Source organism: Streptomyces sp. NPDC014656 (assembly GCF_043084305.1).
Lineage (GTDB): Bacteria > Actinomycetota > Actinomycetes > Streptomycetales > Streptomycetaceae > Streptomyces.
In genome coordinates this window covers 21,659-43,215 of sequence record NZ_JBIBZN010000009.1, presented here as the reverse complement: position 1 = coordinate 43,215, position 21,557 = coordinate 21,659, and the positions used below count along the sequence as shown (strand labels likewise).

21 protein-coding genes and 1 pseudogene are annotated in these 21,557 nt (G+C 73.7%); 1 reads left to right on the top strand and 21 read right to left on the bottom strand.

Annotated elements, in window-relative coordinates; genetic code table 11:
• Nucleotides 1–6 precede the first annotated feature (6 nt).
• The 8 genes from ACF1ED_RS20870 to ACF1ED_RS20835 all read right to left on the bottom strand — a co-directional run bounded on the left by ACF1ED_RS20870 (nucleotide 7) and on the right by ACF1ED_RS20835 (nucleotide 8,096).
• Nucleotides 7–1,386, bottom strand: a complete 1,380-nt coding sequence (locus tag ACF1ED_RS20870; protein ID WP_391762495.1) for a YcaO-like family protein — start codon at nucleotides 1,384–1,386, stop codon at nucleotides 7–9.
• Nucleotides 1,383–2,864 (bottom strand): CocE/NonD family hydrolase, encoded by a 1,482-nt coding sequence (locus ACF1ED_RS20865; RefSeq protein WP_391762939.1) that lies wholly within the window; start codon nucleotides 2,862–2,864, stop codon nucleotides 1,383–1,385. The genes ACF1ED_RS20870 and ACF1ED_RS20865 overlap by 4 nt, the downstream gene beginning before the upstream one ends.
• A gap of 26 nt (nucleotides 2,865–2,890) precedes the next feature.
• Nucleotides 2,891–3,745: a hypothetical protein gene (locus ACF1ED_RS20860; protein ID WP_391762493.1), complete on the bottom strand. Its 855-nt coding sequence runs from the start codon at nucleotides 3,743–3,745 to the stop codon at nucleotides 2,891–2,893.
• Nucleotides 3,746–3,829: 84 nt separating this feature from the next.
• Complete coding sequence (amiA, locus tag ACF1ED_RS20855) at nucleotides 3,830–3,943, bottom strand: streptamidine family RiPP (protein WP_268256605.1); 114 nt, start codon at nucleotides 3,941–3,943, stop codon at nucleotides 3,830–3,832.
• An 82-nt stretch (nucleotides 3,944–4,025) separates the two neighbouring features.
• Nucleotides 4,026–4,823: an ABC transporter ATP-binding protein gene (locus ACF1ED_RS20850; RefSeq protein WP_391762490.1), complete on the bottom strand. Its 798-nt coding sequence runs from the start codon at nucleotides 4,821–4,823 to the stop codon at nucleotides 4,026–4,028.
• Nucleotides 4,824–4,975: 152 nt separating this feature from the next.
• Nucleotides 4,976–6,034 (bottom strand): FecCD family ABC transporter permease, encoded by a 1,059-nt coding sequence (locus tag ACF1ED_RS20845; RefSeq protein ID WP_391762488.1) that lies wholly within the window; start codon nucleotides 6,032–6,034, stop codon nucleotides 4,976–4,978.
• Nucleotides 6,035–6,078: 44 nt separating this feature from the next.
• Nucleotides 6,079–7,014: a FecCD family ABC transporter permease gene (locus ACF1ED_RS20840; RefSeq protein ID WP_391762937.1), complete on the bottom strand. Its 936-nt coding sequence runs from the start codon at nucleotides 7,012–7,014 to the stop codon at nucleotides 6,079–6,081.
• A gap of 95 nt (nucleotides 7,015–7,109) precedes the next feature.
• On the bottom strand, nucleotides 7,110–8,096 hold the full coding sequence (locus ACF1ED_RS20835) for an ABC transporter substrate-binding protein (protein WP_391762486.1): 987 nt from the start codon (nucleotides 8,094–8,096) through the stop codon (nucleotides 7,110–7,112).
• A gap of 94 nt (nucleotides 8,097–8,190) precedes the next feature.
• Here ACF1ED_RS20835 and ACF1ED_RS20830 point away from each other — a divergent pair, with 94 nt between their 5' ends.
• Entirely contained in the window at nucleotides 8,191–9,390 is a 1,200-nt protein-coding gene (locus tag ACF1ED_RS20830; protein WP_391762484.1) for a YncE family protein, read from the top strand.
• Between the two features lie 152 nt (nucleotides 9,391–9,542).
• Here ACF1ED_RS20830 and ACF1ED_RS20825 read toward each other — a convergent pair whose 3' ends face one another.
• The 13 genes and pseudogenes from ACF1ED_RS20825 to rhaS all read right to left on the bottom strand — a co-directional run bounded on the left by ACF1ED_RS20825 (nucleotide 9,543) and on the right by rhaS (nucleotide 21,494).
• Complete coding sequence (locus ACF1ED_RS20825; protein WP_391762482.1) at nucleotides 9,543–9,953, bottom strand: Fur family transcriptional regulator; 411 nt, start codon at nucleotides 9,951–9,953, stop codon at nucleotides 9,543–9,545.
• A 218-nt stretch (nucleotides 9,954–10,171) separates the two neighbouring features.
• Complete coding sequence (locus ACF1ED_RS20820; RefSeq protein ID WP_391762480.1) at nucleotides 10,172–11,035, bottom strand: TIGR03943 family putative permease subunit; 864 nt, start codon at nucleotides 11,033–11,035, stop codon at nucleotides 10,172–10,174.
• Complete coding sequence (locus ACF1ED_RS20815; RefSeq protein WP_391762478.1) at nucleotides 11,032–12,075, bottom strand: permease; 1,044 nt, start codon at nucleotides 12,073–12,075, stop codon at nucleotides 11,032–11,034. Before ACF1ED_RS20815 ends, ACF1ED_RS20820 begins: the two co-directional genes overlap by 4 nt.
• 340 nt (nucleotides 12,076–12,415) lie before the next feature.
• Entirely contained in the window at nucleotides 12,416–12,772 is a 357-nt protein-coding gene (locus tag ACF1ED_RS20810; RefSeq protein ID WP_391762476.1) for a DoxX family protein, read from the bottom strand.
• A 515-nt stretch (nucleotides 12,773–13,287) separates the two neighbouring features.
• Nucleotides 13,288–13,385, bottom strand: a pseudogene (locus tag ACF1ED_RS20805) (IS5/IS1182 family transposase); the annotation flags it as partial.
• Nucleotides 13,378–13,893 carry an SMI1/KNR4 family protein gene (locus ACF1ED_RS20800; protein WP_391762474.1) on the bottom strand — a complete coding sequence of 172 codons (516 nt, stop codon included), beginning with the start codon at nucleotides 13,891–13,893 and terminating at the stop codon, nucleotides 13,378–13,380. The gene ACF1ED_RS20800 and the pseudogene ACF1ED_RS20805, both read right to left, overlap by 8 nt.
• 259 nt (nucleotides 13,894–14,152) lie before the next feature.
• Nucleotides 14,153–14,680, bottom strand: coding sequence for a GNAT family N-acetyltransferase (locus ACF1ED_RS20795; RefSeq protein ID WP_391762472.1), 528 nt, complete (start codon nucleotides 14,678–14,680; stop codon nucleotides 14,153–14,155).
• 544 nt (nucleotides 14,681–15,224) lie between these two features.
• On the bottom strand, nucleotides 15,225–16,331 hold the full coding sequence (locus tag ACF1ED_RS20790) for a peptidoglycan-binding protein (protein WP_391762470.1): 1,107 nt from the start codon (nucleotides 16,329–16,331) through the stop codon (nucleotides 15,225–15,227).
• Between the two features lie 318 nt (nucleotides 16,332–16,649).
• A complete protein-coding gene (locus ACF1ED_RS20785; protein WP_391762468.1) occupies nucleotides 16,650–17,396 on the bottom strand; it encodes an SAM-dependent methyltransferase in 747 nt (248 codons plus the stop codon).
• Between the two features lie 17 nt (nucleotides 17,397–17,413).
• Nucleotides 17,414–18,469 carry a ribosome small subunit-dependent GTPase A gene (rsgA, locus tag ACF1ED_RS20780; protein WP_391762936.1) on the bottom strand — a complete coding sequence of 352 codons (1,056 nt, stop codon included), beginning with the start codon at nucleotides 18,467–18,469 and terminating at the stop codon, nucleotides 17,414–17,416.
• Nucleotides 18,470–18,821: 352 nt separating this feature from the next.
• A complete protein-coding gene (locus ACF1ED_RS20775; RefSeq protein ID WP_391762466.1) occupies nucleotides 18,822–19,847 on the bottom strand; it encodes a LacI family DNA-binding transcriptional regulator in 1,026 nt (341 codons plus the stop codon).
• Nucleotides 19,848–19,918: 71 nt separating this feature from the next.
• The gene (locus ACF1ED_RS20770; RefSeq protein ID WP_391762464.1) at nucleotides 19,919–20,239 is read right to left on the bottom strand and encodes an L-rhamnose mutarotase; all 321 of its coding nucleotides are present in this window, start codon (nucleotides 20,237–20,239) and stop codon (nucleotides 19,919–19,921) included.
• 169 nt (nucleotides 20,240–20,408) lie between these two features.
• Nucleotides 20,409–21,494: a rhamnose ABC transporter substrate-binding protein gene (rhaS, locus tag ACF1ED_RS20765; RefSeq protein ID WP_391762462.1), complete on the bottom strand. Its 1,086-nt coding sequence runs from the start codon at nucleotides 21,492–21,494 to the stop codon at nucleotides 20,409–20,411.
• Nucleotides 21,495–21,557 lie beyond the last annotated feature (63 nt).

Here is a 21,557-nt window from a genome sequence, read left to right as displayed (position 1 = left end):
GGGGGCTCACATGTGGGGCGGCGGGGCGAGCGTGAAGTCCTCGGGGGCGTGCGGCGCCGTGGGACGCCAGCCGCGGGCCACGGCGGCGTCGGCGAGGCGGGGGCAGCCGAAGTACCCGAAGGCGGAGGGGGCGTTGGGGATCAGCCCGGAGACGAGGACGCGGGCGACCCGGAGGGCGGTCTCGGCGACGTCCTCCGTGGTGAGGTCGAAGGTCATGACCCGGTGGCCGCCCCGTTCCAGGGCGTGGTCCATCCGCTCCCGGCTGCCGGGCGGGACGGCGTCGAGCGCGACGGTGCCGAGGGCGGGGTCGGTGAACCGCCGTGCCTCGGCCGCCATCCGGGGGTCGAGCCACACCTGTACGTGTGCGCCCAGGTCCCTGACGTGCTCGAAGCGGTCCCCGCACGCGTCGAGGTAGCGGCGGTCCTCGCGGTGGTCGAGGTAGAGCCCCTTGGCGAGCAGCCCGGCTTCGACGGCCTGGAAGACCCAGCCGTCCGGGTCGGTGAGTCCCTGGGTGAAGACCCAGGTGTGCACGGCTTCGAGGACGGCCTTGCGGGCGGCTTCGGCCGGGTCGTACTTGCAGGCGAAGCCCGCCGCGTACAGGTCGAGGCGCGGGTCGTGGACGAGGGCGGCCACGCAGGGGGCGAACTCGGAGGGCATCTCGACGAGCCACACGCGGAGTCCGGATCCGGCGAGGTCGTCGGCGAGCCCGGGCACGGTCCGCGGGTCGATGCCGCGGGCGGGGCCGTCGAGGTGCCACCAAAGTTCCAGGGCGTCGCGTTCGGCGATCTCGAGCAGGCCCCGTTCGACGGCGTCGTCGAGGCCCTGGCCGGTGGCGATGCCCGCGTAGTTGAGGTGGTGGGTGCGGGGCAGGGAGCGGAGTTCGCCCTGCCGCCAGTTGAGGTGGGTGAGCGCGACGGGGGCCCACACCTCGGCGCTCGCCCCGCCGGGCAGCCGCTCGGTTCCCCGGGCCCACAGGGCGGGGGTGTCGTCGGTGAGGGGGCGGTAGGGGAATCCCGGGCGGGTGTACTGCCAGTCGGCGTACGCGGGGAGCCGGTCGGGTCCGTAGGTCCGCAGGCCCCGGGCGGTGAGCTCGGCGGCGGTGGCGCGCAGGGGCGCGTCGGGGTGCCCGGACGGGGGGACCCGGTTGCCGCAGTAGCGTTCGACGCCCTCGGCTATGGCCGCGACGCGGGCGGTCCGGGGGTCGCCGAAGGAGGTGCCGAGGGAGACGCGGTCGGCGGGCCAGAGGCCGAGCCTGCGGGCGTCGGCGACCTCGGCCGTCATCGCCGTGTAGCGGGGGGGCGCGCCTTCGGGGTGTTCGACGGGCTTGACCTTGCGGATGATCCCGCAGACGGGATCCACCAGGGCTTCCATGGGCAGCGGTGTCATCGCAGGATCTCCTCCGCGGGATCGATGGGGACGGGTCGGGTGCGGAGCGCGCTCAGCACGAGTTGGGCGGACGCGGGATCGACTTCCCGACGGGAGGCGAGGAGCCGGGTCGCGGTGACCGGGTCCTCGCCGGTGTGCGGGTTGCGGGCGTGCGCCGGGAAGTGGTGGCCGGTGATCTCCAGCCGGAGCCGGGTGCCCGCCGCCAGGCGTCGGGCCGGCCGGCCCAGGGGGACGGTGAGCTCCGCGGTGTGCCCGGGCGGTCCCGTGCGGCGGGCGGCGCCGACGGCGAGCCGCTCGGCACGCCCGTCGGGGCCGAGGGCGACCAGGCGTGCGAACCAGTCGGCGGACGGGGTGTCGGCGCGGGCGCGCAGCCGCAGCCTGGCGGGGCCGAGGAGGTCGAGCGGCCGGGGCAGGGGCGCGGAGACCAGGACGCAGCGGTCGCGCTCCCCGTCGGCCGGCACGGTCAGCCCGGCCGAGGAGACCGGGCGTTCCGGATCGGCGGTGAAGACGGGGTCGCCCAGCGGGAACAGGCGTGGCGCCCACGGGTCGCCCTCGACGCCCGCCGCCGTCCACAGCGGACTGCCTCCGAGGGCCACCGCTCCTGCCCGGCCCGGCCGGAGGGCTCCGGCGAGCGCGGCGGTCGTCCAGCGGGCGTAGAGGTCGCCGAGGCGCACGTGATGGGCGGGGGCGGCGTCCGGGCCGGGGGCCGCGGTGAGGCCGTGCCCCCACGGCCCCATCACCAGGCGCGCCGAGGGGCCGCCCCAACGGCGCCACAGGCCGGCCGTCTCCTCGGCGAAGTGGTCGTGGTGGCCGCCGACGGCGAGCAGCGGCATCCCCGCTCCCGGGGCGCGGGCGAGGAGGCGTCCCCGGTCGTGGCGGCGCCACACCTCCGGCCAGGAGGGCAGGGGGCGGCCGAGCCGCCGCGGCAGGTCGAGCAGGGGGAGACGGGCCAGTGCCCCGGGGTCCGCGGCGAGGGCGTTCGCCAGCGCCGCGTCGTCGGAGTCGGCGCGGTCGCCGTGCGCCGCCCACCAGCCGGCCCGGGTCAGCAGCCTTTCCACTCCCGCGGGTTCGCGGGCGGTGTCGGCGATGCCGAGGGCGGGCACGGCGGCGATGACGGCGTCGGGGCGTGCGTCCCCGGGCGCCTCCAGGGCGAGGGCGAGGGCGCAGTGGGCGGCGTAGGAGGAGCCGACGGCCACCAGGCGGCCGTCGCTCCACGGCCGGTCCCGGATCCAGCGGGCGGTGTCCGCGCCGTCGGCGGTCTCGTGGGTGTAGGGCCGCCACTCCCCCGGTGAGGCGTGGCGGCCGCGGACGTCCTGTGCCACGGCGGCGAATCCCCTGCGCGCCCAGCTTCGCAGTTCGGCGCCGTGTGCCCGGCGGTCGTAGGGGGTGCGGATGAGCACGGTCGGGAAGGGGCCGGGGCCTTCGGGGAGGCGGACGTCGGTGGCCAGGCCGTTCACGGAGGTGGTGCGGGTGGTCATGGGGGTGGTGGGGGCGGTGGGGGTGGTCACGGGGTGCCCGTCGGTGTCCGCGCGACGTCGGGGACGGGCAGGACCGGGTGTTCGGTGACGGTCAGGGTGCGCAGGTCGACGCGGCGCAGCCGGCGCCGGGCGGGGAGCTCCCCGGTGTCGGGCACGTCGGTGGCCCACCGGGCGAGGTCGTCGGCGAGGAGTGCGGCGAGCAGGCCGGCCGCGGGCGTGGTGAGGGGGACGGGGACGCCGCGGGTGCGCGGTCCCCTCCAGTAGGCGGCGAGTTCGCGGTGGGCGGGGGTGACGGCGAGGCGGCGGGCGCGGACGTGGGCGGAGGTGACGTCTCCGGGGGCGGCCGCGACCGGTTCCAGGTACGCCTGCCAGCCCTCGCGGTGGCACCGCAGCCAGGCGGTTCCCCGTTCGGGCAGCCGGTCCGCCTCGTCCCACAGGCCGTCGGGCACGGGGCCGTCGAGGCACCAGACGACGGCGGCGGCGTCCAGTCGCGCCGTCGTGTCCCCGGGCGTGCCGGGCCGGGGGGACGCCCCAGCGGCCCGCAGCTGCCGGGCGAGCGGCCCGGTGAGGGCGGGGTCGCCGAGGAGCAGGACGTCGCGGCGCTCCGCGGGCCACGCCGGGGCCGCGTCGAAGGCCCCTCCCTCCGCGGTCCGCCGGCCGCTCCCGGTCAGGTAGCCGGCCGCGTCGAAGGCCGAGACGAGCCGGTCCACTCCGGCGTCCGCGCGGGTCGCGGCCGCCCCGGCCAGACGGGAGCGGAGGGCGTTCCCGTCCGCGTCGCCCGTGTGGACCCGGAGGAACTCGCCGTCCGCGGTGCGGACGGCGAGTCCGCCCTCGTCGACGGCGATGACCTCGACGCCGGGTGCGAGCTGGGTGCGGGACACGGGGTTCTCCTACGGGTCGGGGTGGGGAACGGGGGCGCGGGCCCGCCCCGGAGGACGGGCCCGCGAGCGAGGGCGGACCCTCGACTACTCCTCGGTGTCCTCGAACGGGTTCTCGACGAGGGCGTTGGAGTGGGACGCCGAGTCGTGGGCCAGCTGGCCCGGGTCGACGATCGGAGAGAAGACCTGCTCGTTCTCCATGAACGTTCCTCCTTCGCAAGGGAGTTGCGGCGTTCGGTCGAGCGCCACGACCTGAACGCTAATGAATATGATTATCGTTTTACTAGTGGGCCAGAGGGTGATCTGGGTAACACACCGGCCAGCCGCCCTCGGGGTCCCTGCCGACCCGGCCGGAGACCTTCAGCACGTCGGCCAGGAACGCCGGCGTGACCACGTCCTTCGGCGTCCCGTCGGCCACCACCCGGCCGTCCCGCAGCGCCACGATCCGTTCGGCGAACCGGGCGGCGTGGGCGAGGTCGTGCAACACCATGACGACGGTCAGCCCGCGCTCCTCGCGCAGGCGCACCACCGTGCGCAGCACATCGAGTTGGTGGTGCAGGTCCAGATAGGTGGTCGGCTCGTCGAGGAGCAGGACGCGGGTGTCCTGCGCCAGCGCCATGGCGAGCCGCACCCGCTGCCGCTCCCCGCCGGAGAGCGCCTCCACGGGCCGCTCCGCCCAGTCCCCCACCCCGACGTCCTCCAGCGCCCGGCGCACCACGGCGTCGTCGCCCTCCCGCAGCATGCCGAGCGGGCCGCGGGCCGCGTAACGCCCCTGCCGCACGAGTTGACGCACCGTCATGCCGGGTACCGCGGGCGCGGACTGGTGGAGCAGCGCCACGAGCCGGGCGGCGGCCCGGCGGGAGAGCCGGGCCAGGTCGTGCGGGCCCAGCAGCACCCGCCCCTCCCCGGGTCGCAGCAGCCCGGCCGCGAGCCTCAGCAGGGTCGACTTGCCGCAACCGTTCAAGCCCACCAGTGCGGTGAGCTCACCCGGCCCGACGGTCAGGTCGACACCGCGCAGCACGGGCCGCCCGGCGTATCCGAAGTGGACGCCCTCGACATGGACGCCGACGGGTTCGCTCATCATCTGTCCTTCACATCCGAATTCGGGAAACACCACCCGGGAGCGGACCCGGCACGATCCGACGGGCAGCCCCAGGAACCCCGGTCCACCGGGCAGCCCCAGGAACCCCGGTCCACCGGGCAGCCCCAGGAACCCCGGTCCGCCGGGCAGCCCTAGGAACTCCGGTCCGCCGTCCGGCGCACCACGACCAGCAGCAGTACGGCGCCGGCGCACGTGGTCAGCGCTCCGACGGGCAGCGTGATCCGGTCCGCCTCGCCCCCGGCCAGCGCGAGCAGCCGCGAGGCCGCCTGGGCCACCGCGTCCGCCCCGCACACCACGACCGCGCCCAGCAGCGCGGCGCCGGGCAACGCGAGCCGGAGGTCGGCGCCGAAGAGCGCCACCGCGAGGTGCGGGACGAGCAGCCCCACGAACCCCAGCGCGCCCACCGAGGCGACGGCCCCCGCCGTCAGCGCCACCGCGCACGCCAGGGCGAGCGTCCGCGCCCGGGCGACCGACAGGCCGGCCGCCGAGGCGAGTTCGTCGCCGCAGCGCAGCAGGGTCAGCGGCCCCGTCATCAGCCACGCGCCGAGGAGCCAGGGCAGTGCCCAGGGCCAGAGCAGGTGCCAGTGCTCCCACACCCGTCCCTCGGTGCTGCCGACGAGCCACTGCACGACGCTGCCGAGTTCACCGGGCGCGACCAGGAGCACCATCGCGGTGAGCCCGCCGAGAACCGCGGAGACCAGCACGCCGTGCACCACGGTCTGCGCGGGGTCGCCCCCGCCCCGTCCGCCGAGCAGCCACAGCAGCCCCGCTCCCGCGCAGCCGCCCGCGTACGCCGCGACGACCACGGCGAACGGCGACTGCCACCCCGCGAGCCCGAGCCCGGTGGCGGCGACCGCCCCGAGCACCGCGCCCGGGGTCACTCCGGTGACCTCCGGGCCGGCCAGCGGATTGCGCAGGGCCGACTGGAGGACCAGCCCGGCCGCACCGAGGCAGGCCCCCGCGCCGAGGGCCACCAGCATGCGCGGCAACCGCAGCCGGAGGAAGACGTGACGGGCCAGCGCGTCCCCCCCGCCCGACAGCACGTCCACGACCGCGCCCAGCGAGAGGGCGCGGCCCGCGAGCAGCGAGGCGCCCGCCGCCAGGACGAGCAGCGCGCCCAGCACCGCGTACCGGCGCACCGTCTTCGCAGGCCGCCGCGGCGTCGTCGCGCTCCTCGGGTTCTCCGTCATCCCGGTCCTCGGAATCTCCGTCGTCGCGGATCTCGAACTCTCCGTCATCGCCGCCTCCGCAGGAGCGCCACCCCGGCCGGGACACCGAGCAACGCCGTCCAGGCACCGGCCGGCGTCTCCACCGGCGCCAGGGCGAGCCGGGCCGGCACGTCGGCGACGGCCACCACGGCCGCGCCCCACGCCGCCGACCAGGGAAGCCAGCCCACCGCGTCGGAACGGGGGTTGAGGCGACGGACCAGGTGCGGGGCGAGGAACCCGACCCACGCCACGGGGCCGCACACGGCGGTCACCGGGGCGATGAGGACGACGGCGACGGCGAGAGCGGTGAACCGCGCCCGCCGCACGCGCACGCCGAGCGCCTCCGCGTCGTCGTCGCCGAGGCGCAGCACCGCCAGCACCGGTGCGCACAGGACGAGGGCGGGGACCGCGACGAGCAGCCACGGCCACAGCCCCGTCACGTCCTCCCACGTGCGCGCGGAGAGCGAACCGAGGAGGTACCGGTAGATCAGCTGGAGGTCGAGCTGGTCGGCCATCACCATGAGCACGAGGAGGGCGGCCTGCAGCGCCGCGGCGACCGCCGCCCCGGTGAGCAGGACGGCGGACGGGCTGCGGCCGAGACCGGCGGCGAGCAGGGTCAGCCCGCCGCCGAGGGCCGCCCCGCCGAGGGCCAGCAGCGGCTCGACGGCGGCGGGCACCGACACGGCGAGGACCAGCGGGGCCGCCACTCCGAGGGCGGCGCCCGAGGACACGCCGAGCATCTCGGGCACGGCCAGGGGATTGCGCAGGGCCTCCTGCAGGACGAGTCCGGCGGCCCCGAGACAGGCTCCGGCGACGAGCGCGAGCACCAGCCGCGGGACCCTGAGCTCGGTGACGACGACCCTGGCGATCTCGTCCCCGCCGCCGAAGAGCCGGTGCGGCGGGACGTACGGCGTGCCGAGGCACAGGGCGCACCACGCGGCGCCGACGAGGAGGGCCACCAGCGCCGCCGGCTGCGCCCAGACCCGTACCGCGGCCCGCCCCTCCCCCGGAGCGGAGGGAGAGCGGCCTGCCGGCGCCGCGGTCTCGACGGGCCCGCTCACCTCAGCGCGGCCGTGGCCTCGTCGAGGACCAGACCCATCGAACGCGTGCCGCGTCCCTTGGCCCACACCTCGGGGTCGACCTCGTGGACGTCTCCGTTCCGGACGGCCGGGATCTTGCCCCAGAGCGGGTTCTTCGCCAGCTTCTCCGACAGCTGCCCGTCCGGCGGGCCGAAGCTCATCGTCTCGACGAACAGCACGTCCACGCCCTGCGCGAGGATCTCCTCCAGGCTGTAACTGCCCTCCACCCCACGGGACTTCCAGGGGTAGTCGGCGAGCTTGGGGAACAGACCCGCGACCACGTCGGTGCCGGGGGTGGCGACTCCGAAGTTCTCGTCGCTGCCGTAGACGATCAGCGCCGTCCTGTCGCTCCTGGTCCGCTCGGCCTCGGCCAGCTTGGTACGGAAGGTCCGCTCCGCCTTCTCTCCCTGTGCCGTGCGGCCGGTGAGGGCGGCGACGTCCCGAAGGTAACCGACGCTCTCCTCCCACGTGGTGGGCTGCACGGGCCAGAAGGTGGTCACTCCCTCGAGGGCGGGGGCGAGCTTGCCATGGGTGTCCTGGAGCCCGATGACGAGGTCGGGCCGGTGGGAGAGGACCGCCTCCACCTCAGGGGCTATGAAGCCACCGGGGACGACCGCCACCTTCCCGGCCTTCTCCTTCCCCAGGAAGCCCGGGTGGGCGAGGAGTTTGCTGTTGGTGGCCACGGGGACGATGCCCAGCTCGGTCAGGATGTCGTCGCAGAGCGCCACGAGGCAGACGATGCGCTCGGGCTTCCGCTTCGGCGCGACCTCGACGCCTCTGGCATCCGTCAGCCGGAGCGTCTCCTCGATGGGCTTCACCGTGACCTCGGTGACGGCGGCGCCGGTCCCTTCGGCCCCGGCCCCCTCGGCCGGGGACTCCGCGGCCGTACCGCATCCCAGCAGGACGGATCCCATGATCAGTGCGGCAAGTCCGCCTCGTGTACGTCTGCGGAGTGAACGCGGCATCGGTGCCCTCGTTTCGTGTAGGGGTCGGAAAACGCACCGACCATACATGATAATCATTTTCATCATGCTCCAAGATGCCCACGGAGGAACCCCGATGACCACCGACCCCCTGCTCCTGGTCTCCGACCACGTGGACGGCGCCGTCCACCTCGTGACCGTGCCGGACGGCACGGTGGTCGGACGGATACCGGGCCGCCACCTCTCCGAGCACGCCGGCTTCCTGCCCCTGCCGGGAGGCCGGGTGGCCTGCGTCGACGACCGGCGCGGCGAGCTGCTCGTGCTCGCCCCGTACGGCCGGGAGCCGGTGGAGTCCGCGATCCCCGTGGCCGTGCCGGCCGAACACCTGGCGAGCGACCCCTCCGGCCGGTGGGTGGCCGTCACGACGGGCCTCGGCAAGAACAGCTCCCCGTGGTCCGACCTGATCACCGTCGTGGACCTGGCGACGGGGGACGCGGCGCGGGTCCGCACCCGGCCGGGAGAGCCCGGCGTCACGGTGCTGGGCTCCGACGCCCCCCTCGTCGTCCTGCGGCACCGCGAACCGGGGGCCCTGGCCGTCCACCGCTTCGCCGAGCTCCTCGACGCACCGCCCGGCTGCCCCCCGGTCGCGCCGATCGCGTCCCACCCCCTGCCGGACGACGGACACGGCGACGCCCAGGACCCGTCGGCCCAGCGGGTGTTCGCGGCCACCGCCGAGGGCGTCCACCGGGCACGCCGGGAGGGCGAGGGCCTCGTCATGGAGAAGCCGATCCCGTGGGGGGTCACCGCCGCGCGCGGCTGGTACCTGCGGCTGGATCCCCGCAGGCGCGCCCTGTGGTCCACCCTGCGCGGCGGGCCGACGGATCCGCTGCGCTGGCCGGAGTGGACCAACCGGGCATGGTGCCACCGGCTGGACGCCGGCACCACGACCCTGACGGAGCTCGGACCGGGACTCGTCTTCCGGCTGGCCCTCTCCCGCGCCGCCACCGCGTTCGCCCGCATCCACCCCGACGGCGACGAACTGCTCCTCCTGGACGACGACTCGACGCTCCGTCAGGTCCCCCTTCCGGCCATGGAGGGGGCACCCGGCCGCGGCCACACCCCCTGGGAGGGCGTACAGCGCCGCGCGGTGGCCGCTTCCCCCGAGGCGGACTGGGTGGCCGTGACCCGGGGCGGCCACGGCGAGGTGCACCTCATCGACGCCGGGACCGGGGAGGAAGCACACCGGGTCGTACTGGACACGCCCCTCCACCACGGCGGCCACGCGGTCCTCCTCCCCCAGCCCGGTGGCCCGGACCGCGACGCCGTGGGACGCTGACCCCACCCGACCACCAGCCGACCGCCGACCGCTGACCGGGCGCGCGTCGCGCGGTCGGCGGTCGGCGGCTGGCGGCTGGCCGTCGGCAGTCGGCGGCCAACGGCCCATGGTCGGCGGCCAACGGTCGGCAATCGGGGCGGGGCCGAACGCGCCTACGGGGACGCCACCCGCGGACGGCGCGCGTGGCAGGGACCGCAGACACCGACGAGCTCGACCGTGTGCTCCACCGCCGTGAAGCCCCGCTCGCCGGCCACCTCGACCGCCCAGCGCTCGACGGAACGCGCGTCGACGGCCCTGCTGACGCGGCAGAGCCGGCAGATGAGGTGGTGCCGGTGGCCTTCCCTGCCGCGCAGCCTGAACAACCGCTCCCCGCCCTGGACCTGGACGACATCGACGCGGCCCGTGACCTCCAGGTGCCGGAGCACGCGGTAGACCGTCGTGCGGCCCACCCCTGCCCCGGCCTCCGAGAGCAAGCCGTGCAGATGCCGGGCGGAGACGAACCTCAGGGACTCCGTCAAGGCGGCGACGACCGCCGCCCGCTGCCGTGTCGACCTCTCGGTCACCTCGGACCACTCCTCTCACACGTGACGACACAGAGCGTAGATGCTCATGAAATTCATGTCCATGTTCACAACGTGACGCTTCCTGATCGCCGGGCCCCATCGAGGGGATCGGCGCGGAAGCGGGTCACGGGGTACGGGATACGGGGCACGACGAAGCCACGCCCAACCGATCCGGGCGGCCCCGGGCGACGAGGCCGGACGCGCCCCCGAGGCCCGGCTCAGTCGCCCGCGGGCGGAGCGTCCTGGTAAGGGTTGCGGGGCTTGGCGACGAGCTTCAGCTCGCCGACGTCCATGGCCGGGACGGGCCGGTCGGGATCGACGTCACCGGGGCGCCAGACACCGGTGACCTCGACCCAGACGTCCTCGCCGGGCGCCCGCGCTCCGCGCATCTCCACGCGGAGGGTCCGGGCGTCGCCCGCGCAGCAGCCGACCTTCAGGCGGTTGAGGTGCCAGGTGCCCGGGCTCTCACCGGCGGTGACGAACCCGAGGAGCCGGATCTTGCGCCCCCGCAGCGCCATCGAGTCGTACGCAGAGCGTCCGATGAACTCCTCCAGCGCCATGGGCGTGGTCGGCCCGTCCGCCAGCTCCTCATAGACGGAGCGTTCGACGCGGGCCCCCGCGCCGTCACGCGAGGCCGTGTACGAACCGAGCGCCGGCGGGGCGACGAAGAGCAGGGTGAGGGCAGGAACGGCGAGGAGCCAGGCGACCCGCGGCGCACCGCCGTGCCCGTGCCCGTGTCCGCCTCCGCTTCCGTGTCCGTCTCCGCTTCCGTGTCCTCCGTGCGCCTGCGCGTGGCCGTCGGACGGGTCGTGCCAGTACCCGCGGCCGGAGGCGTCCCTCCTCAGCACGGGCTGGCGGAGGCGACGCGCCACCTCGGCACCGGTGCCGGCGAGGCCCAGCAGGACCAGCAGGACGCCGGAGGCGACGAGGTAGGGCCACAACCCCTCCTTGACGTACCGGAGATACACGTCGCTGCGGACGGTGGCACGCAGCAGGGCCGCGCCGGTGAGCACCAGGAGGACGGGCAGGGCGAGTTCGGCCGGCGGACGCGGGGCGCGCGCGGGGATGGGTCGTCCGGTCACAGGAACACGCCTCCGACGCATACGCAGCACAGGACAGCCACGACGAACGTGGCGGCACAGAAGCGCACCGCGAACGCCCGCCCGAAGGCTCCCGACTGCAGGGCGATGAGCTTCATGTCGACCATCGGCCCCACGACCATGAACGCGAGGCGGGCGGTGGGCGAGAAGCCGGTGAACGAGGCGGCCACGAACGCGTCCGCCTCCGAGCACACCGACAGGAGGACGGCGAGCACCGCCGCCACGAGGACGCCCAGCCAGGGCGAGCCCGAGAAGACCTCGAGAACGGAGGGCGGCACGAGCACGTTGAACGTCGCCGCCGCCATGGCGCCGACCACCAGGAACCCGCCCGCGTGCAGGAAGTCGTGCTGCAGCCCGCGCCGGAAGGCCGCCAGCCGGCTCGTACCCGGAGCACGGTCCGCCTCGCCCGTCGGCAGCCGCAGCCACTCCTCGCGCCCCAGCCTGAGCCACAGCCAGCCCATGGCGACCGCCGTGACGAGCGAGGCGCCGAACCGAGCGGCCACCATCTCCGGGCTGCCGGGGAACGCGATGGCCGTCGAGACGAGGACCACCGGGTTCACGGCGGGCGCGGCGAGCAGGAAGGTCAGAGCGGCGGCAGGGGCCACCCCTCGCCGCATCAGACTTCCCGCGACCGGCACCGAGGCGCACTCGCACCCGGGGAGGACCACCCCTGCGGCCCCGGCGACCGGAACCGCGAGAGCGGGGTTGCGGGGCAGCACCTTGGAGAAGACCCGGGCGGGGACGAAGGCGCCGATGGCCGCCGAGACGACGGTACCGAGAAGGAGAAACGGTACGCCTTGGACGACGACGGCGATGAGCAGCGTCCGCCAGGCGCCGAGCGCCGCGATCCCGAACAGCCCCTCCAGCCACGGCCCCGCGAGTACCGCGACCACCGTCACCGCGACCAGCACCGCACCCGGCCGGCCGCCGCGCGGGTGCGGCTTCCCGCGCGCGCCGCCTCCGACCGGAGGCCCGAGGTGTCGCGGTGGTGCCGTCGTCGCCTTCGCCGAGACCTCGGCCATACCGCGCCCCCTCGCTCCAGTCCGCCAGGGTCCGGCGGAACGATCGAGCCCGCCCCGGAGGTCACCCGGCGCGAGCGGGCACACACTAGCCGATGATAATCATCTTCATCTAGACCGTCCTGCGGCGGGCCGGGGACACGGGGTCAGGTCGCGGTCCGCTTCCCGTCCGGGTCGCAGGGCAGCGTGCTCGCGGACCTGGCGGGCGGCCCGGCCGGCGGTACGACGCGCTCCGCCGCCCCGTGTTCGCGGAGGGCTCCCCCGCACCCGGGCGCGGGTTCCGCCCCGGGGCACGGCCCACGGAAAGGGCGAGCCCCCGCTTCCGGCTTCCGTCGCACTCCGGTCACCAGGCGCCGTGGTGGGCCAGGTTCAGGACGAGAGCGGCCGCGGGCAGACAGAAGAACACGGCCCAAGCACCCAGCTGGTAGTCACCGACCCGCAGATGGACCCACAGCGCACCCAGGAAGTACAGCAGCAGGCCGATGGCGGCGGCCACCCCCAACAGCGGCACGGCGAACCCGGCCACCAGCCCCACCGCCCCCGAGCCCAGCAGCACGCCCAGCAGAGGCATCCAGGACCGGGGAACGTCCATCTTGTCCGCCTGGCTCTTGGGATGGTCGTGGCCGATGAGGTTGGCGATGGCGGCGAGACCGTTGACGACCGAGGTCAGGACGGTGACGACGACGTAGGTGGCGAACACGGAGGCTCCTTCTCCTGTTCAAGAACGATGACGGGTGTCCGCCTCCTTGACCGCACAGCGCCTCACGATGTGACACGTCCGCCCACAGGAGCCCTCCGGGACACGACCGGGCGCCCCGGTCAGATCCGGTGAACGCGAGGCCGCGCCCCTTCGGACCGCGCCCACCGTCCCCGCCGTGCGCCACGACGTCAGCGGAACCGCCGGCACCGCGATCCAGGGCGGCGCGCCCGCCGGTGCCGGGCACGATCACCACGACGACGGCGCCCTCGTGCCGGAACTCCCGCACGAACGGACTCCCTCGACCGAGACGGGAAGGACGCGGTTCTTCTCCTTGAGGATCTGCCCGACTCCGATGAGCGCGCCGCCGGTACCGACACCCGCCACGAAGACGTCGCCCCACCCGTCGGCGTCCTGCCGGACCTCCTGGCCGGTGGTACGCCGGTGGACCTCCGAGCTCACCGCCACCCCCGCCCCCGGCGCCTCCCGGCACGGAGGGTGACCCGCCCCCTCCTCACGACGACGCCGTGGGCCCGGCCGCGGTCAGCTCGTGAGTCCTGCCTGGAGCGGCGCGGGTGAACCACAGCGGTGTGCCAGATGAAAGAGGCTCAGCAATCCAGGGGTTCATAGGACGGGTGATCCGGGACAGAGGAACCCGCCATCACATCATCGCCCTTAAGGTACGCCAGCAACCAGTCGCCGAACGTCATCTCGTAGGACACAAATTCCCCGCTGTCCATTTCCTGCACGCATACGGCCCATGGGGCCGAGGGCTCGTACGGCACTTGCAGGAAGACAGTCTCTGCTGATGTGCCCGTCGCAACCGGCAACAGCTCTCCGGGGCGAGACCCTGCCCCACGGGGAAGGAAATCCGCGGAATCTTCTTCAAGCCAGAACTCGATCGAATCCTTGATCTCTTCCCCCAGGTTCCTGATCGAATGCCCAGGGTGGTAGAGGCGCAATCCCTTGTTGATCACCACCGGACCATAGGCATCGGCTATGGCCCGGAAGTCGTCGGGAAAAGAAATCCCGAGTTCCTGCTCCAGTTGGACCCAAGGGGCAGGATCGGACCAACCGAAACAGGGTTCCCCCAGCAGTGCCTTGATTTCCTCGAGTGTCGCCATTCTCTCCCCATTTACGTGCCGATGCACCAGCCCGTCCGAACAGCCCCTGCTGAAGTTCCGTGTCGGCAGAATTGCAACCCGTCGTGCTCGTCCAGGGCCCAGGCACGGACTCGCTGCGATCTTTCCTTTGGATGCGTTCGGAGTGTACGGCCTGCCGCTGACACACGAGGGTGGGGGCGTCACACGGACGAGGCGACCGCCGACAAGCCCCGCCCATGCCGAGAACGCGGCGTCTGCCGAACCTCTTCATGAAAGAGGTTCACTGGGCGGCGGCGCGCAGGTCCCGGGTGTACCGGTCGAAGTGTGTGCCGTCCTTGCTGTGTGTCTGCTGGCCGGGGGTGAACCCTGCCCGCCACGCGACTGCGGCAGACGCGGGATTCTCCGGCTCCACCTGGATGACCGCCTCCGTCCCGCCCTCACCCGCCGCGTACCGGGTCGCCAAGAGGACCGCGCGAGTAGCCAGACCGCGCCCCCGCCAGGACGGATAGAGGCCGTAGGCGACATTCACCTGGCCGGGGGACAGGCCTTCTCCTGTGAACCGCAGGTCGACCGTCCCGACGAGCACGTCGTCGGCACCCACCCGGATACCGAAGGCGCGGAGCGGCCCTGCGGTGTCCCACTGTTCCCGGCAGTGCCGGATGTAGGCTTCGACGCCCTCGCGCGTGCCGGGGCCGCCGTTGAGCCAGCGAACGAGCTGCTCGTCCTCCCCCGTGAGATGCGCCTCCACGTCGTCCAGGCGCAGGGGCGACAGAGTGACGATCCCGTCGGACAGCTTCACTTCACGCATCCGGTGATTCTTGACGCCGGAAGCGCGTCGCACCATCGGATTCTGCGGGACAGGGTGCGAACCCGGTGCGCAAGCGGGTCCGCAAGGACACCGTGCTGATCGTGGCCCGTTGGGCAAGTGCTCACCGAGCACCCCGAACAGCCACCCGACGCCAAGCATCGCGCCGAGGAGCACCGCGCCCCTCATCGGTTCGTCGTGGGGTAGGGCCCCAGCGGAGTTCATCTCGGCGGGCAAGACGAAGCTTGCGCCCGTCCCGCGGACGGACCGGACGTGCGGCTCGTTCTCGTTGTTGCCGTTCGCCGCGTGTCCCCGTTTCCCTCGCCCCTCCTCGGAGCGGGGTCTTTCGTCGTTCGGTGACCGCTTCGTCGTCGACGGCCCCGACCACGACGGCCCAGAAGGCTCCTGAGTGGTGCGACGACCGACCAGCGCCTCCGAGGCGACGGCCCAGGGCGGCCGCGTCCGACGGCCCCCTCCCGCCGTGCGCCGTGCGGGAGGGGGCCGTGCGGGAGGGGCCGTCGGGCGTGGTGGCGGGGGGAGCGGCCGGTCAGCGGCTGCCGAGGAGGGTGCGCCAGGTCTGCGGGCCGACGACGCCGTCGACCTGGAGGCGATGCTTCTTCTGGAAGGCGATCACGGCCGCCTTGGTGTTCGCGCCGAAGGCACCGTCGACCTTGAGGCCGTAGCCATAGACGTTCAGCTGCGCCTGTGCCGCCTTCACGGCCTGGCCGGAGGAGCCGTACTGGACCGTCTTGACCAGCTGGGACCAGGTGTTCGGGCCGATGACGCCGTCGGCGGCCAGGGAGCGGGACTTCTGGAACGCGATCACGGCGGCGCGGGTCTTGGTGCCGAAGGCGCCGTCGGCGTCGAGCGCGTGGCCCCGCGAGGACAGCAGGTGCTGGGCGGTCCGTACGTCGGCGCCCTGCGAGCCGCTCTTGAGGACCGGCCAGGAGACGCTGGGGGCCGGCAGCTGCCCGCCGCCACCGCCACCGCCACCGCTGCCGCCGCCCAGCTTGACCGGGCGGAAGGGGTCGTAGTTGTCGTTGCCGAGTCCGTATCTGAGCTGCCGGTGGGTCGTGCCGTAGGTGCCGCGCTGTTCGTAGGCCCAGTAGGCGCTGTGCGACGAGTTCGCCCACTTCTCGAAGATCACGACGTGCCGGAAGTCGCCGTCGTCCGTGCGGTGGTCGATCAGCAGGTCGCCCTTCTGGAGCTGGCTCACGCTGCCGAGGCGCTTGGTGACGCCGCTTCGGGAGTCGGCCAGGCCGACGGTGTTCAGGCCGGGCTTGCCCAGGCCGAGCGCCATGGAGACGTAGCCGGAGCAGTCCTGGCGGTAGCCGTCCTTCCAGACGCGCTCCATGCTGTACGGGACGGGCTTGCCGTTGTTGGCGGTGAGCCAGGCGCGCGCCCGGTTGATCATCGTGTCGGGCGAGAGCGCGGCCGTGGCCATGGTCGTCAGCTCGTTCGGCCGGGTGACCAGCTTGCCGTCGGCCTCGGGCTCGGGTCCGTAGGCGGTCTCGGCGGCGACGGGCACGGGCGCCGGGGAGGTGCTGCCGACGAGCGACGGTACGACCGCGATCGCGGCGGCGGCGACGCCGCCCGCGGTGACGCCCATGACGGTGAGCTGGGCGCGGCGGGTGAGTCGGCTGCGAAAAGACATGCTTCCCCCGTAGTGGCTCTGGTGTGGAGCGCGGGCCGGATGGGTCGAACAGGGCCTGCGTCGTGGGTTGTTGGCCGGGAGCCTGCTGCGGCTCCCGGCGCGGCATCACGTTGCCAGGCATTCCGGCCGTCGCCCAGCGTCGTGGGAAAGCGGCATCAGTCGGTGACGTGTTCTCGACATCTTCGGGAGTGTGTGTCTGTTCGACGACGCCTGCGGACGCCGCTCTCTCCCGCCGAGGTCCGAGCGGTGCGTGCGGGGGAGGGTGTCCGGTGCGGGGTCCCGGCGTGATCACGCCGGGACCCCGCACCGGACGGGGGGTCAGCGCTTCATGAGGGCGAAGACTCCCCAGCCGAGGTGCTCGCGTCCGTGGCGCGCGTAGCGGGCGGGCTCGGTGGTGAGTTCTTCCCTTACTTCGGCGGCGAGTTCGTCGTCCGGGTTCTGGTCGAGCCAGCGGCGCATGCTGAGCCACTGGGCCGCGACGTAGCGGTCCCAGCTGTTCTGGTCCGCGAGCACCATCTCCACGACGTCGTACCCGAGGTCCTGGAACTGTCCGATCAGGTCGTGGAGTTCCAGGAAGTCGGCGGTGGAGGTGGCGTGGCAGGCCTTGGCGGTCTCGTCGTCGGCGGGCGTCCGCCGCCAGTACGGCTCGCCGATCAGCATCAGTCCTCCGGGGCGGAGGCTGCGCTGGAGCAGTTCGACCGTTCCTGCGACGCCGCCGCCGATCCAGGTGGCGCCGACGCAGGCGGCGAGGTCGACGGGCTCGTCCGAGACGTGGCCGGTGGCGTCGCCGTGGAGGAACTCGACCTCGTCGGCCACGCCGAGTTCGGCGGCGCGGGCCCGGGCCTGCCCGGTGAAGAGCGTGCTGATGTCGACCCCGGTGCCGGTGAAGGCCAGGTCGCGTGCCCAGGTGCACAGCATTTCGCCCGAACCGCTGGCCAGGTCGAGCACCCGGGTGCCGGCGGGGAGGCGGAGTGACGCGCCCAGGGTGGCCAACTGGTCGGCGGTCAGCGGGTTGTGGATGCGGTGGCCGCTCTCGCGGACGGTGAAGATGCGGGGAAGGTCCATGACCGGGTTCCTTTCCGTCATGCCTTGAAGTGGGGGGACTGCTTGAGGGCGCGCGCGTGGCGCGCGATCTGCTTCTTGGGCCGTTCCAGTTCGGCGCGCAGCCGCGCGTCGGTGCGCGCGAGGGCGTGGTCGTTCTCGCGGTGGAGCCGGTGGTAGCTGTCGAGGCGCCGCCGGGTGAGGGAGCCGTCCTCGACGGCGGCCGAAACGGCGCAGTCCGGTTCGGTGGTGTGGGCGCAGTCCGCGAAGCGGCAGTCCTCCGCGAGTGCGGTGATGTCGGCGAAGGTCTGTTCCAGCCCGTCCTCGGCGTCGTGCAGGCCCACGGCACGCAGGCCCGGGGTGTCCAGCAGGACCCCGCCCCGGGGCAGCGGCAGCAGCTCCCGCCAGGCCGTGGTGTGCCGGCCCTTGCCGTCGCTGTCGCGCACCGCGCCGGTGGCCAGGCGGTCCTCGCCCAGCAGGCGGTTGCCGAGGGTGGATTTGCCCGCGCCCGAGGGGCCGAGCAGGACGACCGTGCCCGACAGGGCGGCGGCGAGGACGTCCACGCCCTCGCCCGTGGCGGCGCTGGTGACCAGCACCTCCACTCCCGGGGCGGCCCGGGCCACCTCGGCGGACGCCGAGGCGGGGTCGGCGCACAGGTCGGCCTTGGTGAGGACGACCACGGGCGTGGCGCCGCTCTCCCAGGCCAGGGCGAGCATCCGTTCGACGCGCCCGAGCTTGAGCGGGTCGGCGAGGCTGACGGCCACCGCCACGGTGTCGACGTTCGCGGCCAGCACCTGGACGTGGGAGGTACGCGAGACGGTGGAGCGGACCACGACGGTCCTGCGCTCCAGCACCTCGACCACCGCCGCGGAGGTGGTCGCGCCGGCCGGCCGGACGGCCACCCAGTCGCCGGTGTGCGGCGCCGGTCCGTCACCGGCGCCGGCGGAGGGCACGACCACCGCGCGGACGGGGCCGGTTTCGGCGACGACGTCGCACCGGCCGCGCTCGGCCCGCACGACGCGGCCCGGAACGAGTCCGGCGGCACGCGACGGGGTGAAGGAGCGCTCACGTGCGGTGTCCCAGCCGTAACCGGCCAGTGTCACGACGCGCGCGGAAGGGGGGAGGAGGGACGAAGGAGACGGGAAGGACAGGGGTTGACGAAACAACGTGGAGACCCTTGAACAGGGGCCTCGCCGGACGGCATGCGTGCCGGAACCACTCCTCCGGGGGAGGAAGGCAGGCGAAGGTCAGGACGAGGCCCGGGAGGTGAGGATGAACCGGGCACCGCGCACAGCGTGCGTCTCCACGACAGTCATCAACACACCTCCTTCGGTCTCCATGAGCGAAATGATCATCACTCCGGATCCGACGATAACACGACGGGCCACCGGGCGGTCGTGACGTGCTTGATCCGGACGCTCGCCTGCCGGCTGCGCCGCTTCGGCGCGCTCAGCGGGCGAGGCTGGACTGACGGACCACCAGTTCCGGCTGGAGGATGACGCGTTCGTGCTCGTGGAGGTGGGCGTTCTCGCCGGTCTCCTGGAGGAGCAGGCCGGCGGCGATGGACCCGATGGTGAGGGCGGGCTGGCGCACCGAGGTCAGCGGGACGGTGGCCGCCGCGGCGAACTCGATGTCGTCGTAGCCGACGATCGCCATGTCGTCGGGGACCCGGACGCCGGCCGCGTAGAGGGACTGGAGGACGCCGAGGGCCAGCAGGTCGTTGGCACAGAACACGGCGGTGGGGCGGGTGGACAGGCCGAGGAGCCGGGCGCCCGCGTCCCGGCCGGCCGCGACGTCGAGCCGCTCGGCGGGCACCTCCTGGAGGGCGTCGGCCGGAAGCCCGGCCTCCGCGAGGGCGATGAGGGCGCCTTCCCGCCGGTCCCGCACCTGCTGGAGATGGGCGGGGCCGCTGACGTAGGCGATCGAGCGGTGGCCCGCCGCGGTCAGGTGCCGGACCGCCAGGGAACCGCCGACGACGTCGTCGACGGAGACCGAGCAGGCGTCCTCGTCGGCCGCCACCCGGTCGACGAGGACGTAGGGGATGCCCTGGCGGCGGAACTCCCTGAGGCCGGGGCCGCCCGGGTCGGCCGGGGTGACGAGGACGCCCCGCACCCGCTGTTCGGCGAAGAGGGACAGGTAGTCGGCCTCCTCCCGGGGGTCCTGGGCGCTGTTGCAGACCATGACGCCGAGGCCGGCCGCGCGGGCGGCGCGCTCGGCGCCCCGGGCGATGTCGACGAAGAAGGGGTTGCCCATGTCGAGGACGAGCAGGGCCACGATGCGGCTGCTGCCGGCCCGGAGCTGGCGGGCGTACTCGCTGCGCACGTAGCCGAGGCGGGAGATGGCGCCCCGCACCTGGCGGCGGGTCTCGTCGGAGACGCGGTCGGGCCGGTTGATCACGTTCGACACCGTGCCGACGGAGACCCCGGCCTCGCGCGCCACGTCCTTGATGCTGACCGTCCGTGCCGAATCCCTCATCCGTCCCACCTGGTCCGTCCTGCTCTGTGCTCGTCCGAGCGCGGCGCCGCCGGGAGGCGTCATCCTATGCGTCATGCGAGGTGGAAGACCTCGGTGAGCGGGCGCATGGCCGCGTCGGGCGCCCGGCCGTCCAGCTCCTCGAAGAAGCCGGCCATCTCCGCCTGCCAGCGCGCGTTCACCCCGGTGGCGTCCATCGTGGCACGCGCCCGGTCGAAGTCCGGGGTCTCCAGGTACCCGACGAGCAGACCGTCCTCGCGCAGGAACAGGGAGTAGTTGTGCCAGCCGGCCGCGGACAGCGCGTCGAGCATCTCGGCCCAGACGGCCCGGTGGCGTTCGCGGTACTCCGTGACCTTCTCGGCCCGGACCTTCAGCAGGAAGCAGACGCGCTGCACGGACGACCTCGCTCGTGGTGGGGGTGGGAGTGGGGGCGGGGGTGGGGACGGGGGCGGGAGTGGGGACGGGGGCGGGAGTGGGGACGGGGGCGGGAGTGGGGACGGGGGTGGGGGACGTGGGGGGGCCGCACCTCGTGCTCGTGGTGCGGCCCCGGCCCGGCGTGACCGGTCAGAAGTGGAACTGGTCGATGTTGGTCCCGTCGAAGACGGTCGGCTTGCCGAGGGAGACCACGCCGTCGGCACCGATGGTGAAGGTGCCCAGGTCGCCGGCCTTGAGGGTCTCGCCCTCGGCGCCGGTGATCTGGCCGGACTCCAGGGCGACGGCCGCGTGGGCGGCGAGCGCGCCGAGCTTGGCCGGGTCCCACAGCTCGAAGCCCTCGACCGTGCCGTCCTTGACGTAGGCGCGCATGTCGTTGGGGGTGCCCAGGCCGGTCAGCTTGACCTTGCCCTTGTACTGCGAGCCGGACAGGTACTGGGCGGCCGCCTTGATGCCGACCGTGGTGGGCGAGATGATCCCCTTCAGGTTCGGGTGCTCCTGGAGCAGGCCCTGGGTCTGCTGGAAGGACTTCTGGGCGTCGTCGTCGCCGTAGGCGATCTTGACGAGCTTGATGTCCTTGTACTCCGGCTTCTCCAGCTCCTTCTTCATGAAGTCGATCCAGGTGTTCTGGTTGGTGGCCGTCTGGGCCGCCGAGAGGATCGCGATCTCGCCCTTGCCGCCGATCTGCTTCGCGAGCAGCTGGACCTGGGTGCGGCCGAGGTCCTCGGTGCTGGCCTGCGAGACGTACACCTGGCGGCAGTCGGCCTGGGTGTCGGAGTCGTAGGTGACGACGCTGATGCCGTTCTTCATGGCCTGCTTGAGGGCGGTGCACAGGGCGCCGGGGTCCTGCGCGGAGACGGCGATGCCGTCGACCTGCTGCTGGGTGAGGGTGTTGACGTAGGAGACCTGGCCGGCGGTGTCGGTGCCGCTGCTGGTGCCGACCTCCTTGTAGGTGGAGCCGAGCTGCTCCAGGGCCTTCTTGCCGCCGTTGTCGGAGGTGGTGAAGTACGGGTTGTTGACCTGCTTGGGCAGGAAGGCGACCGTCAGGCCCTTCTTGGTCGCCGCGCCGGCGTCCGCCTTGCCGGTGGCGGCCGGGCCCGACTCCGTCTTCGCGGAGTCCTTCGTGGTGCCCGAGCAGGCGGTGGCGCCGAGGACGAGGGTGGCGGTGACGGCCAGCGCGGCGGTGAGGCGGCGGCTTCTGGCGGAGGTGGCGTACATGGTGCTCTCTCTTCCTCTCGCTGCGGGGGCAGCGGGGCACGGCCGGGCGGACGCCCGGGGTGG